Genomic DNA, 18,771 nt, shown 5'->3' on the forward strand with positions numbered 1-18,771 from the left:
CAGAGAGAGGGGAACATCTGTAAGATAAAATCTGCTCTTAATAATGTTCTCAGTATATTTTAAATCAAAAACATTCTACTCAGGAGACACGATCCACTAGGAAAATTGGCATAATTTGTAGTTATATAATAGAATGTCCAAAGAAATTTATAAATTACAGAGTATTTTATTTATGGAATGTTGTAGTTGTATAAAAGAAAAATGGCGTTGGTTGTGGTCTTTAGATCCTATCGATAAAGAAGGGGACTGTAATGATCCCGTGAAACGTTTTTTGACTGGTGCAAAAGTAACTTCTGTATGTAGGTTTAATGCATCATTAAGAATAGCCTTAGTCAGTAAAATCTCTTTCTTGACCACTACTCTATTCTCATTAGGATTAATTTTGATCCCATTATTACAGATGATTTTAAAAAACTCTGTTTTTTCAGAGCAGACCTTATCTGTAGTCCAAATATTTTTAGCCGTATCAGTTCTTGTATATTCAACAATAATTAGCACAGCTAAATATGATGTGAGAGCAAAAGAACTAGATAAATGTGGTATTGATATAAAAAGTATTATTCGAGATATTAGAGCAGAGCCAAATAAAGATAATATATCCTTAGAAAAATACTCTAATAAATATGATGAAATCATTAAAAATTGTGAAAATCATAGTCGTTCTGACTACAAAAAAGCGCAACTTTATCTAGTAGAGTATTTTAATATAACTGGTATAAAGCGACTATATTTTAGGCTTAACATCTTATTTAATGAATTAATTCCATACATTGCTCCATTTATTCTAGTAGGATTAGAAATATCTTTTTTACTTGATATGATAGGGATTACTAAAATTTTTGTCACATATTTTAAATAAAAAGGGGCTTATGCCCCTTTTGCTACACATCCAACAACACCGCCTTCAACTGCCCAATCTTATCCCTTACCGCAGCCGCTTTTTCGAACTCTAAATCCTTAGCAAAATCTCGCATTTGTTGTTCGAGTTGTTTGAGTTCTTTTTCCAGCTCTTTGCGGGATTTTGGTTTGTAGGTATTTGCAGATTTTTCTTCGATTTTAACCGCTTGTTTGCCTCGTTTCGGCCTGTCGGTTTGTCCGATGTCGAGCAATTCGCCCACTTTTTTGTTGAGCGCTTGTGGGATAATGCCGTGTTCTTCATTGTATTTTTGCTGTTTCTCTCGGCGGCGTTCGGTTTCGGTAATCGCTTTTTGCATTGAGTTGGTAATGCGGTCGCCGTAAAGAATTGCTTTACCGTTCAGGTTTCGAGCTGCACGTCCGATGGTCTGAATTAATGAACGTTCGGAACGTAAAAAGCCTTCTTTATCCGCATCTAAAATCGCCACCAGCGATACTTCCGGCATATCCAAACCCTCACGCAATAAGTTGATGCCGACCAATACGTCAAACATTCCCATACGCAAGTCGTGAATAATTTCTACCCGTTCAACCGTATCAATATCGCTATGCAGATAACGCACACGCACGCCGTGTTCATCGAGGTAATCGGTTAAATCTTCCGCCATTTTTTTGGTTAGCGTAGTAATTAGCACACGTTCATCTACCGCTACTCGTTTGTGAATTTCGGATAGTACGTCATCAACCTGCGTAGCGACTGGACGAACTTCGATGATCGGGTCTAATAATCCCGTTGGACGAACCACTTGATCCACCACATCACCATTCGATTTTTCTAATTCATAATTACCCGGTGTTGCCGAAACATAAATTGTCTGTGGCGCAAGACGTTCAAATTCTTCAAAACGTAACGGGCGGTTATCCAATGCTGAAGGCAAGCGGAATCCGTATTGCACCAGCGTTTCTTTTCTGGCTCGGTCGCCTCGATACATACCGCCGATTTGCGGTACGGTAACGTGGCTTTCATCAATAATCAGCAAACCGTCCGCCGGCATATAGTCGAATAATGTCGGAGGTGGTTCGCCCTCTTTTCTGCCCGACAAATAGCGTGAATAGTTTTCGATACCCGAGCAATAGCCCAGCTCATTCATCATTTCAATATCGAATTGCGTGCGTTGGGTAATGCGTTGTTCTTCCAGCAATTTATTTTCTTTGATGAAATACTCACGGCGTTCCACCAACTCTTGTTTGATTTCTTCAATCGCATTCAAAATGCGTTCACGAGGGGTAACGTAGTGGGTTTTCGGATAAATGGTATAGCGAGGTACTTTGCCCAAACTATGTCCGGTAAGCGGATCAAACAACGAAAGGCTTTCGATTTCGTCATCAAACAGTTCAACCCGTAACGCTATTTCATCCGATTCGGCAGGGAAAATATCAATCACTTCGCCACGCACACGGAAAGTCGAACGCTGAAATGCTTGATCGTTGCGGGTATATTGCAATTCGGCAAGGCGAGCGAGAATCTCTCGTTGGTCGATAATCGCCCCAACTTGCAAATGCAACATCATTTGCATATAGGCGTCCACGTCCCCCAAGCCGTAAATGGCAGAAACCGAGGCAACTACGATGGTGTCTCGACGTTCAAGGAATGATTTGGTTGCCGACAGTCGCATTTGCTCGATTTGTTCGTTAATCGACGCGTCTTTTTCGATAAAGGTATCGCTACTCGGCACATAGGCTTCCGGTTGGTAATAATCATAGTAAGACACGAAGTACTCCACCGCATTTTCAGGGAAGAAGGCTTTCATCTCAGCGTATAGCTGGGCGGCAAGCGTTTTATTCGGCGCAAGCAACATCGCCGGGCGATTAAGTTGAGCAATCACATTCGCGATGGTGAAGGTTTTACCCGAACCGGTTACCCCAAGTAAAGTTTGATGCGCCAACCCATCGTTTAGCCCTTCGGTCAATTTGGCAATCGCGGACGGCTGATCGCCAGACGGTTTAAACGGGCTGTGTAAAATAAAAGGTTTGCCTTGCTTGCTCATATAACATCCTATCCAAGAAATTTTGGATAGGATTTTAACATAAGCAAGCGGTCTGTTTTCTAAAAAAATTTACAAATTAAAATGTGAATCAGATCACAAAATTATTATCGTTAATTTGATAATGATTATTAATAAGAATATAGTAAATGTACTGTTCTTAGATAGAGGAAATTTTTATGCGTTTAACAAAATTAGCTGTGTTGTTTTCCGGTTTATTGCTGACAAGTCAATCTTTCGCATTAGACTTAAGTAAAGAAACCGAAACTTATAAACAATTTGTGGTTGAACAAATCGATCGATTAGTCACAGACACAGAAAAATTTGTTGATTATTTGAATAAAGGTGATGTGCAAAAAGCGAAACAAATTTACCCGCTTGCACGAATGTATTTTGAACGTTCAGAACCGATTGCCGAGAGTTTTGGCGATTTGGATCCTCGTATTGACGCACGGCTTGCCGATTTAACCGAAGAAGGTAAAACGGAAAAAGATTGGTCCGGTTTCCATAAACTCGAAAAAGTTTTATGGGAGAAAAATACCACTAAAGGTACAAAAGCGACTGCGGAACAACTGCTAAAAGACGTTAAAGAATTACGCGCTAAAATTCCGACGGCAGAAGTTACTCCCGAATTAATGATCACCGGTGCGGTAGATTTATTAAATGAAGTATCCACCACTAAAGTAACCGGTGAAGAGGAAATTTTCTCTAAAACCGACCTTTACGATTTCAAAGCGAATATTGAAGGGGCGGAAAAAATCTATGAAATCTTTAAACCGCAATTAGACAAAACCGATGCGAAACTTTCGGAGGAAATCGCCGCTCGCTTTGCTGCGGTCAATAGCTTACTGGCAAAACACAATAAAGCGAAAAACGGTTACGATTACGTAGCTTATAACAAATTGTCAAAAAACGATGTTAAAGCATTAGCCGAGGCAGTAAACCAACTGGGCGAGCCGTTGGCGCAATTAGGCGTTCTCTTAGAGAAATAAGGTAGGAATAAATTATGGCAGAAATCCATTCTCGCCGTGATTTTCTAAAAAATACCGCATTGGTAGGAGCCGGTTTATTATCAGCTCCTGCTTTTACTTTAGAATCACGACAACTCACTGCACAAGCACATAACCAATATCCTTTTTATGGTAAACACCAAGCCGGTATTGTTACCCCTGCGCAAAAACATATCTATTTTCTCGTCTTGGATTTAGATACTGCTGATATTGCAAAGGTAAAAGAAATTTTCCAAACTTGGACTACTTATAGCAATAATTTAACACAAGGCGAAAATGTAAAACCATATAGCCGTAACGCTTATGTTCCGCCGGCGGATACTGGTGAAGCGGATAGTTTGGATCCGCAAGACCTCACTATCACTTTCGGTGTAAGTGCTTCGTTCTTTAAAAAATTAGGTATTGAAAAACATAAGCCTACCGAATTACAAGATCTGCCGCACTTCCCTCGTGACCAATTACAAGACGAATTTAGCGGCGGTGATATTTGTATTCAAGCCTGTGCCGATGATCCTCAAGTTGCATTCCATGCGGTACGTAATTTAGTGCGTGCGGCTCGCGGTGTAGTCAAAATGAAATGGTCGCAAATGGGTTTTAATTCGTTTTTAAATAATGAAACGCCGCGTAACTTATTTGCATTTAAAGACGGTACCGCAAATGCCGAGAGTTTAAAAGATCAGGATAATGTCGTTTGGGTACAAGACGGCTGGTTAAAAGGCGGTTCTTATTTGGCTGTACGTCGTATTAAAATGTTCTTAGAAACCTGGGATCGTACCCATTTAAAATCACAGGAAGAAACCTTCGGTCGTTATCGTGATTCGGGTGCGGCACTCGGCTATAAACATGAATTTGAAAAATTCGATCTGACGAAAAAAGACGACAAAGGCAATCCTGTTATGCCGGAAATCTCGCATACGCACCTTGCCCATAAAACGGGGGTAAAAATGCTCAGACGTTCGTTCTCTTATGCCAGCGGTATTGATGATAAAGGGCAATTTGATTCGGGCTTACTGTTTATTTCGTTCCAACAAAGCCCCGAGCAATTTATCAAAGTACAAAACGCTTTGGGTAATATCGACAAAATGAACGAATATATTACCCATATCGGTAGCGGCTTATTTGCTTGCTTTGCCGGTGTAAAAGATGAAAACGACTATCTTGGCAAAGCCTTATTTGATTTACTCTAAGGAATAGCAAATGTCATTGAAAAAATTAACCATCATCCCTTTACTGTTTGCGAGTTCGGTAGCGTTAGCCAAAACGGATGTTAGCCCGCTATTTGTGCAGCTTTCCGAAGCAATGGCAGAACTTAAAAAAGGCGAAGTTGCAAAATCTCAGCAAAATTTGACCGCTTTACAGCAAGCATTTGATCAATTTGAGGGACATCATTCGGAAGCGGGCAAAAACGTAACGAACGCTTTAAACCAAGCGATTAACACTACGGATGTAGCCAACTTGGAAAATGTCGCTAAGCATCTATATCGTTTTGAAAAAGCACAAAACCCGGTGGACTATGCGGCTAAACAGCAAACTTTCGTTAAACAAATGACACCGCTTTATCAAAATTTACAAAGTGCGGTACAGACCAAAGAGATTAAGCAAATCAGAATGGCGGCACGTCATTTCGGTAAAAATTGGGCAAAATATGAAAAACCGATACGTGAGATGAGTTTAACTCACTATGGTAAATTTGAACGTTCACTGGGCTTAATGCGTATTGCAATTACGGCAGAAAAACCGGATATGACTAAAATCGAACAACGAGTGGCTGAATTAGGCAAAGTAATGGCTGAATTTAACCAATTTAAAGTGAAATAATTCAGATAAAGCAAAGGGCGTTTAAAACGCCCTTTTCCTAAAACAAATCCCAAATCGGCTTACAATCTGCCGGCAGTGTTAGCCCTCTGCCAAGCTCTATCCAACCGGTCGGGTAATGGAAATCCGAACCGACCGAAGCATATAAATCAAACTCTTTTGCCCAACGTGCGATCAGTTGGCGTTGATCCGGTGTTTGCCCGCAACCGGCGACCTCAATACCATCACCGCTGGCTAATTTAAAGTCAGCGATTAAGCGGCGAATCCAACGTCCGGTTAATTTATAACGCAACGGATGAGCAATGCAAATCACGCCGCCTGCCTGATGTGTGACTTCAATCGCCTCTTCCAAACTACACCACATCGGCTTGACGTAAGCCGGTTTACCGCCTCCGAGATATTTTTTAAAGGCGTGTTCTATATTTCGTACATGACCGTTTTCGTGTAAAAAACGCCCGTAATGCGCACGAGTAACCTCTCCGCTTGCTAACGCTTTTGCCCCTTCGTAAGCATTTGGAATACCGGCTTTTGCAAGTTTCTCGCCGATTTCGACCGCTCTTTGCTCACGAAGTAACGCTTGCTTATCTAACAATGCCACTAATGCAGGATGCGTTTCATCCACATTTAAAGCGGCAAGATGAATACATTTTTCTTCCCAAACAATAGAAATTTCTACGCCTGCGATAAAGCGAATCGGTTGCCCTTGTGCTGCGTGTTTTGCTTCTCGAATCCCCGCTACCGTATCGTGATCGGTTAAGGCAAGCATTTCGATTTGTTGCTCTAACGCACGCTGAACCAATTCGGTCGGGCTAAGCATACCGTCCGATGCGGTGCTGTGTGAATGTAAATCATATTTCATGCGTTAAAGTAATCCTGCTTGAATGAAAAATTGTCGATACGCCTCAATTTTCTTAGCTAAACTCAATGGATAAGCCCGAGAGGTAGAAGGCAAGCGGTAAAGGAAAAGTTCACGTTCGGCACAGTACGGATAGTGAATCCATTCATTCGTTTTCGGTGCTTTAATTTTTTCATTTAATAAACCGAGTAACGTATCTGTTGCCAAACCGCCGGTGGTAAAAATCCATTTTACCTGGGGTAACGTTTTTAATAATTGCGGCATATCTACCGGATCAACGATTTTTAGATCCTTATCCGAAGCGTTACCCTTTAAGCGAATTGCCGTTTGTGCCGATGAACACAACGCAATGCCCTTTTCTCGTAAAAACGCTTCGATTTTTATCGGATCAAAACGTTTTTCATCTCCGACACGGAAATGGTCGGTATCATCATAGAAAACCGCGCCCATAATACGCCACATATCGTTTTGGAAATTCGGGTAATGAAATTCCATACAGCGTTTTTCGCCTGTCGGCGGAAAAGTCCCCATCATCACTACGGTTGCAGAGGTCGGTAGCACAGGTTCAAACGGATGATGTTCTAAAGGTTGTTGCATAGCCGTTTTCTCCCACTTATTTAATTAATGCCTTTAGCATTTCCAACTTCGCCGCTTTATCCATACCCTGTTCCGCCACTTGGTTTAAGGCTGAAACTAGCTGCTCGCTTTGCGCATTAGCGGTGTGTTTAACTACCTGAAATTCCGCAATTTGTGCAGCGTAAGCGGTCAAATTTTCCAATAATTTTACCTTTTCCGGATTATCGTGATGAATTTGGAATAAGCTATCAATCGCTTCGGCAAATTGTGCCGATTTGGCATCTATCTGCTGATGACAATATTTCTGCCATTTAATCTGTTCCGCTCGGCTCAATGTTTCGGGATAATGTCTGGCTCGATAATGAAATAACAAAGCTTCTACTCGTTCATCGGCGAATTGTAAGCCGTGATGCGCCAATTCTTGCGGCGGTAACGTACGCAAAATCGCCATATTATTTTTATCTGCCGGTGAGAAAAAGCCGTCATACAGAGTCGTTTCCACATTCGCAGAAGGTTCAAAGCGCCGTTCTTCCATAAAAATTTCGGTCACTTTCTCACGCACTAAACTTTTATTCGCTTTCAGTAATTTGAGATTTTCCAAACAACGCTCACGATCAATGCCTAAGCGAGCCGCATTTTCAGGCAACAACACTTTTGCCGGTGCAATAATCGGACAACGATTGATATGCACCCCTTTTAGCGGCACGGGTGCAACACTTTCAGCTAACTCTTCTTTTTTAGTGTATAAACGAGTACGCAATTCTTCCACCGAATCTGTCAGTAAGGCACTGACATCGCCGGATAGATCGCAACATAATACTTGATTTTGATTGGTCGGATGCCATGCTATCGGTGCGATCCATGCGGTATTGCCTCGTGCATTACCGAACATACCGGAAACGTGTACCAACGGGGTCATTTCACCGGTATCGATCATTTTCTCAATTTCCTTCTTACCACGATTCTCAAAGAAAAATTGGAAAAGTTTCGGCTGTTTTTGCTTAATTAATTTCGCCATCGCAATCGTGGCATAAACGTCCGCCATTGCATCATGCGCATTTTCATGAGCAATGCCGTTCGCTTTGGTGAGATTCTCTAATTTGAAATTCGGCACACCGTTTTCATCAGTTATCCATTCAATTCCGTTCGGACGCAAGGCGTAACAAGCTCGTACAAGGTCCAATAGATCCCAACGTGAATTACCGTTTTTCCAACTATATTCATACGGATCAAAAAAATTGCGGAAAAAGGTATAACGGGTCATTTCGTCATCATAACGAATATTGTTATAGCCTAAAATACAGGTATTCGGTTGGCTAAATTCAGCGTGGATTCGTGCGGCAAATTCCGGTTCCGGCACACCTTCAGCGTTACACTGTTGCGGAGTAATACCGGTTACCATCACCGCTTCGGGCGAGGGTAAATAATCCGGTGTTTGCTTACAATAAAACATCACCGGCTCACCAATAACGTTAAAATCGCTATCGGTACGAATACCGGCAAACTGCGCCGGACGATCTAACGCCGGACTCACACCGAAACTTTCGTAATCATAAAAGAAAAAAGTAAGATTCTTATTCATTGATCGCTTAAATTTAGGAAAAATTAGTTATATTGTAGCATAGCTAAGCGGTTAAATTTGCAGGAAATTTTACAAATTAAGGGAATTGCGGACATAAAAAAACCCGACACCAAGAAAGCGATGCCGGGGGAGGTCTTACCTAAGGAAATGAAAAAAACTGCTTAAATTCTGTCAGTTAGCGTTATATATGACTAAGCGATTTTTAAAAAGTTCATAATATTTTAATAAAAAATGATCTTTTTTATTTTATTTCCTCATTTTTCTTTTTCAAAAGGCTATCCTCTCGTTTTGCTTCTTCGTGGATTCGTTGTCTGAAACGTCCGGCAGCCAAATGATAAAACGGTTTTGGACAAAAATAACGAGAAACAATGGAGGAAATTAAACTTGCAATAAGTACCCAAAAAAGTACCGGCTGGCTTCCGGTCATTTCCATCACGACTACACTGGCACTTATCGGTGATTGCGTCGCACCGGCAAGAAACGCCGCCATACACAGTAATACCAATAATCTTTGATCGACTAAACCCCCGCTAAAAAACCATATCTCGCTACCAATTCCTGCCCCGATAGTCAGTGACGGGGTAAATATACCGCCGGCAATTCCGGTCCAGTAAGTTGTTACCGTTGCAAAAAGTTTAGCAATTCCGACAGCTTGCGGGGTAATTTCCTCTCCTTTTAATGCTCTTGCAACAACATCATAACCCGTTCCATAAGTTTGACCTTGCGTATAATGCCCTAATGTCGCAAGAATAAGTCCTAAGATGAATGCAATATAGATCGGATGACGACGAACCCAACTTCTGATTTTAGGTGGAGAAATACCGGCAACACCTTTCGCTAATAAACGGGCGAATACGCCGCCCAGTATTCCGCACACCACGCCGCATAATGCAACCCATAAGATCATTTTAGGGACAGAAGACGCACCTTGATACTGGGGAAAATACGGATTATTTCCTTCAATCGCAATTAAAATAAATCCGGAGGCTAACACACCGAGAACAACTCGTCTGCCCCAACGCAATAATACGCCTCGTCCTAATTCTTCAATGGCAAAAATCACACCGGCAAGCGGGGCGTTAAAGGCTGCCGCTAATCCACCGCCGGCTCCTGCCGCCATAAGCTCGTTTGCACTTAAACCTTTAAAGGCATAGCCGTGTTTATGACAGAAATTGCCCCAAGCCAACATTACCGCCGCACCGACTTGTACGGAAGGACCTTCCCGTCCGACGGAAGCCCCGCATACCATGGCTAAAAAAGTAAGCGGAATTTTCCAAAGCGTTTGCCAAAATGCGACTAATTTACTTTTCAGCGCACCGTGCGGCAGGCTCATTGAGGCTATCACTTGCGGAATACCGCTTCCCGCTACATAAGGCGTATATTTCGTAGTAAACCAAGCTAATGCAGCCATTCCCAACGGCATGACAAACCAAACGGCTAACGGATATTTAGCCGTCCATTGTGCATTCAAATGTAAACCGAATTCGGCTAATTTGGCAAAACCTAGCGAAAAGAATGCCACCAAAGCGGCTCCGATAAGCAAACAAGCAAATTCAATGCTTTTTCGAGAAATCTGATGTGTTTGGTGAATTTTTCTATGTAAAAACCGATGGAATCTAAAGGTTAAAGTTTTAGAATGAGTGAACATATTTTAAGGAAATAATAAATTTTTGCTAAGGATAAAGATTCATCAAGGATTTGCAATATTTTCCCCGCATTTTTTTTCTCAATCTAAAGCAAATAGTATAATCCGGCGTAAATATCCAAAAAAATCGACAATTTCCTTTATTTCCTTACTTATTCTTGTAAAATACCGAACGATTATATTCTATAAAACTTACCATAAAGATTGAGGTATTCAATGTCTAAATTTCCAACAGTTTCGGAAATCCTATCGGGCAAAGTAGCGGTAGGCGAAGAAGTTGCGGTACGCGGTTGGGTACGTACCCGCCGTGACTCAAAAGCAGGTTTATCATTTTTAGCCGTTTATGACGGTTCTTGTTTTGATCCGATCCAAGCGATCATTAATAACGATTTAGCAAATTATAACGATGAAGTTTTACGTTTAACCGCTGGTTGTTCAGTTATCGTCACCGGTAAAGTGGTTGAATCTCCGGCAGAAGGTCAAGCGGTCGAATTACACGCAACACAGGTGGAAGTGGTGGGTTGGGTTGAAGATCCGGATACTTATCCGATGGCGGCAAAACGTCACTCTATCGAATATTTACGTGAAGTGGCGCATTTACGCCCTCGTACCAACTTAATCGGTGCGGTTGCGCGCGTTCGCCACTGCTTAGCGCAAGCGATTCACCGTTTCTTTAACGAGCAAGGTTTCTACTGGGTAGCAACTCCGCTTATTACGGCATCGGATACGGAAGGTGCGGGCGAAATGTTCCGTGTTTCAACATTAGATTTAGAAAACTTACCGCGCACCGAGGAAGGTAAAGTCGATTTCAGCCAAGACTTCTTCGGTAAAGAGTCTTTCTTAACCGTATCAGGTCAGTTAAACGGTGAAACTTACGCTTGTGCATTAAGCAAAGTATATACGTTCGGCCCGACATTCCGTGCGGAAAACTCAAATACCACTCGCCACTTAGCGGAGTTCTGGATGGTTGAGCCGGAATTTGCATTCGCAACTTTAGCGGACAATGCCAAATTAGCGGAAGATATGCTGAAATATGTGTTTAAATCGGTACTTGAAGAGCGTAAAGACGATATGCAATTCTTCGCAAAACACATTGATAAAGATGTGATTACTCGCTTAGAAAACTTTATCGCTGCACCGTTTGCGCAAGTTGATTACACAGATGCGATTGAAATCCTATTAAAATCAGGTAAAGAATTCGAATTCCCGGTTTCGTGGGGTATCGATCTTTCTTCTGAACACGAACGTTTCTTAGCGGAAGAATACTTCAAATCGCCGGTGGTTGTGAAAAACTATCCGAAAGACATTAAAGCATTCTATATGCGTTTAAACGATGACGGTAAAACTGTAGCTGCAATGGATGTATTAGCACCGGGAATCGGTGAAATTATCGGTGGTTCACAACGTGAAGAACGTTTAGACGTATTAGACGCTCGTATGGTTGAAATGGGCTTAAATCCGGAAGATTACTGGTGGTATCGTGATTTACGTAAATACGGTACAGTTCCACACTCTGGCTTCGGCTTAGGTTTTGAACGTTTAATCGTTTATGTAACCGGTTTACAAAATATCCGTGAAGTAATTCCGTTCCCACGTGCACCACGTAATGCGAATTTCTAATCGAAACTAACGAAAAAGGGCGAATAAATTATTCGCCCTTTTGCATATAAGCGGTCAAAATTTGCAAAAAATCAGCAAAATTTAACCGCTTGTTGATCTACCCTATCCCATCAATGTTTTATTCGGTTCTTTGGCGATTTCTCTTGCCAATTTCGGTACTAAATAACCCGAACTAATGCGTTGCAATTCTTTATAAATTTCCGCCGCTTGTCGATCTTCAATAAAGAAATGGCTTGCGCCCTCCACTCTATCCAACAAATGTAAATAATACGGCAATACACCGCTATCAAATAATTTATCGCTTAATGCTTTCAATGTTTGCGCATTATCGTTTACTCCTTTGAGTAAAACGGATTGATTGAGTAACACAACATTTGCTTGGCGTAACTTATTCAACCTTTCGACTAAAACCTCATCCACTTCGTTAGGGTGATTGATATGAGTCACCATTACCACTTTTAAACGAGATTTTGATAATCGGTCACATAATTGCTCGGTGATACGACTTGGAATGACCACCGGTAAACGGGTATGAATGCGTAAGGTTTTAATATGCGGAAGCTGTTCTAAAGCGGAAATCAACCAATCTAATTCGCTGTCTTTTGCCATTAACGGATCGCCACCGGAGAAAATCACCTCTTCTAATTCCGTATGTGCAGCGATGTAGTCCAGTCCTTGTTGCCAAACCGCCTTACCGCTTTTTACTTCATCATAAGGAAAATGACGACGGAAGCAGTAACGGCAATTAATTGCACAGCTATTTTTAATCATAAATAACAGACGGTTATGATACTTATGCAAAATATTCGGTGCAGGGCTGTGCTGCTCTTCCAATGGATCTTTCACAAAGCCTTCTACCTGTACAAACTCTTCCGCCGCAGACATTGCCTGTAAAAAAAGCGGGTCATTTTTATCGCCCTTTTGCATTCTTTCCACAAACGGACGAGGCACACGTAATGCGAACAATTTACGTGCTGTTATTGCCGTTTCAAACTCTTTCGGATTAAGCTCAAGATGTTCTAACAAAGTGATAGGATCATTGAAAGCCTGTGACAATTCAATAAGCCATTGGGGTTTGGAAGATTCAATTAGGATTGGTTGCATAATTCGTAGAGGCGTACTGCATACGCCCTGAAATTAATAGAAAAACAAAAAAGGGCGTAATGCTACGCCCCTCCGCAAAATAAGAAATTATTGTACTAATTTACACGCAAGCGGTGAACCGTTCGGATTAACCATTACAACCGGTGCAGACGGACTACCTTGTGCTGCAATTAAATACTGCACGCCGGAAATACAATAACGGCGATAGCCGTCTGTTTTTTCAACTAAGAACGGATCAACTTGACCACCAATGCTCTTAAATGTCGCTACTGCAGCCAGTACGGTATTTGCAGCATTTTGTGCATTTTCAACCGCTTGCGGCTGAGCAGTCGCCGCCGCCTGTTGTGTTTGAGTTTGTGCTTGAGCTGCTGTCGGAGCAAGCATTTCACTTAGCACATAACCTGCCGCCGCACCGGTTGCGAAACTCGCTAAACGGTTTCCACCATTTGCTTGCGGCTGTTGATTTGGAATCGCACGATTTTGTGTGTTATCAAATGTTGCATCTTTTTGCGTATTTGATTGAATAGATTGCGTTTTTTGTGCCGCAATCGGTTTACCCGTTACCGAACGAGATGAGCCGCCGCGCTTTGCTTCCGCAACGGTTGCGATAGATAATGCGATGATTGCAGAAAGAGTAATAACTTTTTTCATTGAATTTCCCTTATCAATAAGATTTTTGAAGTATAGCGTAAAAACTTTTAGAGATCTTTCGCTAATTGCTGTATTATATGGGTCTTTTTGACAAATCCAATAGCGGATTTTTAAATTTTGTTAATTTCTTGTTAATTATTGAGGAAACAATGGCTAGCTACAGCACTAATGACTTCAAACCGGGTTTAAAATTCATCCAAGATGGCGAACCTTGTGTAATCGTTGAAAACGAATTCGTTAAACCGGGTAAAGGTCAAGCATTTACCCGTACTAAAATCCGTAAATTAATCTCTGGTAAAGTATTAGAGATTAACTTCAAATCAGGTACTTCTGTTGAAGCGGCGGATGTTGTTGATTATAACTACACTTATTCATATAAAGACGAAGATTTCTGGTACTTTATGCACCCGGAAACATTCGAACAAATCTCTGTAGATGAAAAAGCATTAGGCGACAACGACAAATGGTTAGTTGATCAAGCCGAATGTATCATCACATTATGGAACGGTTCTGCAATTTCTGTAACTCCACCAAACTTCGTTGAATTAGAAGTGGTTGAAACCGATCCGGGTTTAAAAGGTGACACGGCAGGTACCGGTGGTAAACCGGCTACATTAAGCACCGGTGCGGTTGTTCGCGTACCGTTATTCGTACAAATCGGCGAAGTAATCCGTGTTGATACTCGTTCAGGCGAATACGTTTCACGTGTAAAATAATCTGATTTTATAAAAATCTAAGCGGTCGAATTTCTTGCAAATTTTGCAAACAATTCGACCGCTTTTTTATGATTTTACCCCACCGAATAAATGCCAAATATTGCTGTATAAAGATGAAAGCGGATCTACTTTTTTATTTAATTCACTTTCTCCAGCACTTAATTCATTTTCTTCTGATTTATTTTCTTCTGATTCATCCTCTACTGCTTCCAACTCAAAATCAAATGCTTCAATTTCAATTTTATCCATATCAATATTCGGACGTTTTACTGAAGAACGTTTACCAAAAAGATTGTTAATCACTAATGTAAACTCATCCATTAGTTTACTGAGCTGATTTAGATGATCTTCTAATAGATTAGTAGTAAAACGGCTAGAAATTTCATCAAGTTGATCATAGATTTTATGATTTCCTCTCTTAAAGTTTGCCATATTTAAATTAAACGAAATATCATCTAATGCTTCAGCCAGTGCTTTTCGTTCTTTGATTTCCTTTTTAATCGCAAATTGATAACTTGTTTCCACTTCATATAATTTACGTAGAATTTCTGTTTGCTTATTAGAAGAACGATCTAATGAAGTTAGAAAGTCACCCAATTTTTTCCCCTTTTGATAAAAAGTTAATTCTTTGCCTTCAATAGAATTGTAAGCCGAAATACCGTCATATCGGATATTGGCATCTTTTAATACCCTTACAAATTCTTCCTGAATCTTCTTAACATCACTTTCGGCTCTTAAATCCGCTTTATTCAACACAAAATAAACAGGCTTTTTGTTAGTACCTAATACTTCTTTTAAGAAGTTAATGTCTGTACGAGGAATTGTTCCATTAGCATCAGCACCAACTAACCAAATGAGTGCTTCAGCATCTTTAACATATTCCTTTGCAATCACACTATCATCTTCAGTATGTGAACCTTTTGATGAATTTGGGTTATATCCAGGTGTATCAACAAAACAAATATTTTTATACGCCAATTTAGTTGTTAAAAACATATAAGGCATAATATCCTTCAACTTAAACTTAAAAGACTGAATAAATTGGTGGTTAAGTTTATGTGATAAATTAGGATCAATTTCTGTTAAATTGACTGTTCCTCCAGTTTTATTTACCCCAATAAGTTGATTTTTCTTACCTTTGCTATTCACTACATAAGTTGGAATTGCTGTAGTAGGTTCAATGGAACTAGGTAATTTCATCAATTTATCACTGAAAAAACTGCTGATAAATTCAGATTTACCCGCACTAAAACCACCACCAACTGCAATAGTTCTTGCTGAGTGAAATTCAGGGAATGCACTCACAATTTCTAATTCATTTGCAATCTGTTGTAATTTGAGCAAAGCCCCTGCTTCATCTTCCAATGAGGATTCCTTTGCTGCAAATGCTAAGAAATCATTTTGTAGAATGTTCTTAAATGCTAATAAATGAGGACTTTCATTTTTTGCTGAAATTAGTGTCCCTACTAATTGCTCTCGTAATATTGTATTTTCACGATACTTTTTAAAGTCGCTTTTCAAATATTCGTGTTCTTCCGATAACACATTATGTTCTTCTTGAAGAAATTCAAATTTATTTTGGGTTTCTTTTAGGTCTTTTTTCGTAGTATTCAATTCTCCTTGTGTATCGAATAACTCATCATCAAGTTCATCAAATTCTTTCTCCTTTCTCTTTAATGAACGTCTAACACTTTCTAAAGTATCACTTTGCTCTAAAAATTTGTTTTCAGTTATCTTTAGATTAACTTGTGTTTGCTCTAAATTAGATTCCGATTGAGATAATTGCTCTTTTGTATTAGAAAGGTTAGAGGATAAACTTTCTTTATCTGTTTCTAATGCAGAAATAAATGCATCTACTTGAGCTAATTGGGAAGTGGTTTGTTGAACGACTTTCCCTTTGCCAAATAAAAAACCAACACGAGAAGTTTGCTCTAGTTGTTCTATAATGGTTTGTAACTCATTACGCATTTGGGATCTCCACTTTTAAATTTGATAAATCTTTATTCATTCTTTTATAACGTTCAATAAATTCCTCTTTATTTTCGATTTCATAGATAAGCTGAGAAATTTGTTTTTCTAATGAATTTAAAATACCATTAGATAAATCGAAATTTTTTAAATTTTCAATATTCGAACTGGTATATTGCTCAATATCAGAATTAATCAAAGGTATAAAATTCTTATACATATAGGAAGATGCATCTTCGTTAAACTGTCTTGCATCATTATCTTTTAGTGTTCCTGATTTATTTAAACTTTCTGGCAAAGAATCATTTATAGTAAACGTAGCTACTTTAATTTGTCGAAATATAGCTTGAACTGTATTATTAACTTGTGTACGTTTTAAACGCTCACAATTAGGATAGTTCCTATTCACATCTCTAATTCCACTGAAAATATTAGATACAACAGTATCTTCCCATTCTGTTCTATGGTTTCTTGCAGCTTTCTTTAATTTATTTGAAATATTACTACGAAGGTTTTGAATATAATCTCTAACAGCACTGGCATTAATCACATCTTTTTCTACCTGTACCTCATAACTTGTATATCTATCCCCAAATAGCCCCCATAAATTTGTCAAGCCATTATTTTCTCTATAACGAGTTTCATAACTACTTTCCGTACGAATTTTATTAGTTTCTGAGAATCCTTTTATTTCTCTATCAAGAGTCTCAGCCAAAAAGCCTTCACACTCTTCGAAATGTAAAATTGCACGTCGATAATTTTCATCAAGAGAAAAATGATATTCTTCTTTCTGCTCTTTAAAACTATGTAATTCTTGGCGTTTATTTTCTATATTACTAAAATTAATTTCATCAATTCTATCTGCAATATAATCAGAAATTGCAGTAGTAAATTCTTGATAATTTTTAATCGTTGCTGTTACTAAATCTTTTTGCTTTTTTATCTGTATTTCTTCTTTACGATTTTGCACATCTACTAAAATTTGTTTGATTTTTTCAATATTACTTAACTCTTCCAACATAATTTTAGCGGTGTCTTTATCACTAAAGAAATCAGGATAATGTTGGTTCAGGTTCTCCCAAACCTTTTGCGTATTATTATCCCATTCAGTTTGTTTATTGAATGTTTGCAACATTGTAAATGCCACACTGGAAGTACAAATAACACTATTTTTTCGATATAACTCAACCATATTTTGCATTTCTGGAGCATTAATCTTAGAGAATACACCCTCCGTATGCAGATTTAAAATTTGTGTTATATGCTCTAAAGTAGATCTAGGGCTAATATTATTCCCTTTAGCACTACCAAATAATTGGCTATCTATTTGACTAGCAATAATATAAGCTTCTTGGATACCATTTTTAGCGGTTACACGCCCCATTAATTCCATATCTTCACTACTTAAAAACTGACCTGCTGGTGAAATAACTAATACTACATCACATTGTGCTAAAAATTCATTTGTACGCTGTTCACGTGATTGCACAGGGTCATTTACCCCAGGTGTATCGACAATTTCTAACCCTTTTAATCCTTCTTCTGGAATATAGAGTTTTACGGATTTAGTAAAAGGCATATATTTGCCGTCTGAGCCGACATATTGGTGTAATTTGCCCATTAAATCTTCCGTAGAAGATGCTGTAATTTCGTTTTGTGTGAGTTCTGCTAATGAAGTTTGAGAAGACTTAATGCGCTGATACTGATCGTATGCAGATGATAATTCAATAGATTTTTCCATTTCAGTACGAGCAAAATTCTTTGCTAATTGTTCCATTTCTTTTAGTGAACGAGCTTCTAATAGGTGACTTAATTTTTTTAGGCCTGTATTTTCTTGCTTTAATTCTAATAAATGTTTTGTTTTGATCTTATTAAACTCTTCTTCGTAGTTATGACTCTTTTCAGCTAATAAATCTAAATCTGCCTGATCATAAAATTCGATTTCTGCACGCACATTTTCACTATATTCCATACGAGTTAATGCGGCTGTCATTGGTGTGGCAGCTTTAGGCAAGACATCTCTGCCATTAAATACGAGAGCATTAAGTAACGAACTTTTTCCTGCTTTTACTCGCCCAATAATCCCGATACGTAATAAGCGATCAATATTATTTACTTCATCTAAACTTGCTTGTAACTCTTTACTTTCTGTAATGTGGCATTCAGATTTCTTATTTTGAATTTCAACAACCTCATTGAGGTTTTTCGCAGTTAAAAATGTTAAAAGTTTATTATTAAATTCTACGAGTTGTTGGGAAATATTTTGATTCATATTACAATCCTTATTTTAGTAAAAAAATGATAAAATTAGACCGCCTGTAAAATTTG

General features: G+C 39.2%; 15 protein-coding genes. 6 read left to right on the forward strand and 9 right to left on the reverse strand.

Features of this window, described 5'->3' with window-relative positions:
• Positions 1-133: 133 nt before the first annotated feature.
• A complete protein-coding gene (locus NYR63_RS03415) occupies positions 134-859 on the forward strand; it encodes an SLATT domain-containing protein (RefSeq protein ID WP_275217848.1) in 726 nt (241 codons plus the stop codon).
• Between the two features lie 22 nt (positions 860-881).
• Here the strand turns inward: NYR63_RS03415 and uvrB are convergent, their stop codons facing one another.
• Positions 882-2,903 carry an excinuclease ABC subunit UvrB gene (uvrB, locus tag NYR63_RS03420; protein WP_279458197.1) on the reverse strand — a complete coding sequence of 674 codons (2,022 nt, stop codon included), beginning with the start codon at positions 2,901-2,903 and terminating at the stop codon, positions 882-884.
• A gap of 176 nt (positions 2,904-3,079) precedes the next feature.
• Here uvrB and efeO point away from each other — a divergent pair, with 176 nt between their 5' ends.
• Genes efeO through NYR63_RS03435 form a run of 3 tightly spaced genes read left to right on the forward strand, consistent with a single transcriptional unit; the run spans position 3,080 to position 5,728 of the window.
• The gene (gene efeO, locus NYR63_RS03425; RefSeq protein WP_279458198.1) at positions 3,080-3,892 is read left to right on the forward strand and encodes an iron uptake system protein EfeO; all 813 of its coding nucleotides are present in this window, start codon (positions 3,080-3,082) and stop codon (positions 3,890-3,892) included.
• Between the two features lie 14 nt (positions 3,893-3,906).
• Entirely contained in the window at positions 3,907-5,097 is a 1,191-nt protein-coding gene (efeB, locus tag NYR63_RS03430; protein ID WP_279458199.1) for an iron uptake transporter deferrochelatase/peroxidase subunit, read from the forward strand.
• 10 nt (positions 5,098-5,107) lie between these two features.
• On the forward strand, positions 5,108-5,728 hold the full coding sequence (locus NYR63_RS03435; RefSeq protein WP_279458200.1) for a Fe2+/Pb2+ permease: 621 nt from the start codon (positions 5,108-5,110) through the stop codon (positions 5,726-5,728).
• A gap of 37 nt (positions 5,729-5,765) precedes the next feature.
• Here the strand turns inward: NYR63_RS03435 and NYR63_RS03440 are convergent, their stop codons facing one another.
• From NYR63_RS03440 to NYR63_RS03455, 4 genes are all read right to left on the reverse strand, one after another.
• Complete coding sequence (locus NYR63_RS03440; RefSeq protein ID WP_279458201.1) at positions 5,766-6,584, reverse strand: PHP domain-containing protein; 819 nt, start codon at positions 6,582-6,584, stop codon at positions 5,766-5,768.
• Positions 6,585-6,587: 3 nt separating this feature from the next.
• Positions 6,588-7,178, reverse strand: a complete 591-nt coding sequence (locus NYR63_RS03445; RefSeq protein WP_279443601.1) for a DNA glycosylase — start codon at positions 7,176-7,178, stop codon at positions 6,588-6,590.
• A 16-nt stretch (positions 7,179-7,194) separates the two neighbouring features.
• On the reverse strand, positions 7,195-8,739 hold the full coding sequence (sbcB, locus tag NYR63_RS03450; RefSeq protein WP_279458203.1) for an exodeoxyribonuclease I: 1,545 nt from the start codon (positions 8,737-8,739) through the stop codon (positions 7,195-7,197).
• Between the two features lie 241 nt (positions 8,740-8,980).
• Positions 8,981-10,387 carry a chloride channel protein gene (locus NYR63_RS03455; RefSeq protein WP_279458204.1) on the reverse strand — a complete coding sequence of 469 codons (1,407 nt, stop codon included), beginning with the start codon at positions 10,385-10,387 and terminating at the stop codon, positions 8,981-8,983.
• A gap of 213 nt (positions 10,388-10,600) precedes the next feature.
• Between NYR63_RS03455 and asnS the strand changes: the two genes are divergently transcribed.
• The gene (gene asnS / locus NYR63_RS03460) at positions 10,601-12,004 is read left to right on the forward strand and encodes an asparagine--tRNA ligase (RefSeq protein WP_279458205.1); all 1,404 of its coding nucleotides are present in this window, start codon (positions 10,601-10,603) and stop codon (positions 12,002-12,004) included.
• Positions 12,005-12,106: 102 nt separating this feature from the next.
• On the opposite strand, the gene epmB is transcribed toward asnS, so the two are convergent.
• Both epmB and NYR63_RS03470 read right to left on the reverse strand, forming a co-directional pair.
• Positions 12,107-13,108: an EF-P beta-lysylation protein EpmB gene (gene epmB / locus NYR63_RS03465; RefSeq protein WP_279458206.1), complete on the reverse strand. Its 1,002-nt coding sequence runs from the start codon at positions 13,106-13,108 to the stop codon at positions 12,107-12,109.
• A gap of 87 nt (positions 13,109-13,195) precedes the next feature.
• Positions 13,196-13,759: a hypothetical protein gene (locus tag NYR63_RS03470; protein ID WP_279458207.1), complete on the reverse strand. Its 564-nt coding sequence runs from the start codon at positions 13,757-13,759 to the stop codon at positions 13,196-13,198.
• A gap of 149 nt (positions 13,760-13,908) precedes the next feature.
• On the opposite strand from NYR63_RS03470, the gene efp reads away from it, so the two are divergent.
• Positions 13,909-14,475, forward strand: coding sequence for an elongation factor P (gene efp / locus NYR63_RS03475; RefSeq protein WP_005600860.1), 567 nt, complete (start codon positions 13,909-13,911; stop codon positions 14,473-14,475).
• 66 nt (positions 14,476-14,541) lie between these two features.
• Here efp and NYR63_RS03480 read toward each other — a convergent pair whose 3' ends face one another.
• Positions 14,542-16,443, reverse strand: coding sequence for a dynamin family protein (locus NYR63_RS03480; protein WP_279458208.1), 1,902 nt, complete (start codon positions 16,441-16,443; stop codon positions 14,542-14,544).
• Positions 16,436-18,715 (reverse strand): dynamin family protein, encoded by a 2,280-nt coding sequence (locus tag NYR63_RS03485; RefSeq protein ID WP_279458209.1) that lies wholly within the window; start codon positions 18,713-18,715, stop codon positions 16,436-16,438. Before NYR63_RS03485 ends, NYR63_RS03480 begins: the two co-directional genes overlap by 8 nt.
• Positions 18,716-18,771 lie beyond the last annotated feature (56 nt).

Source organism: Actinobacillus genomosp. 1 (assembly GCF_029774175.1).
Taxonomy (GTDB): Bacteria; Pseudomonadota; Gammaproteobacteria; order Enterobacterales; family Pasteurellaceae; genus Actinobacillus.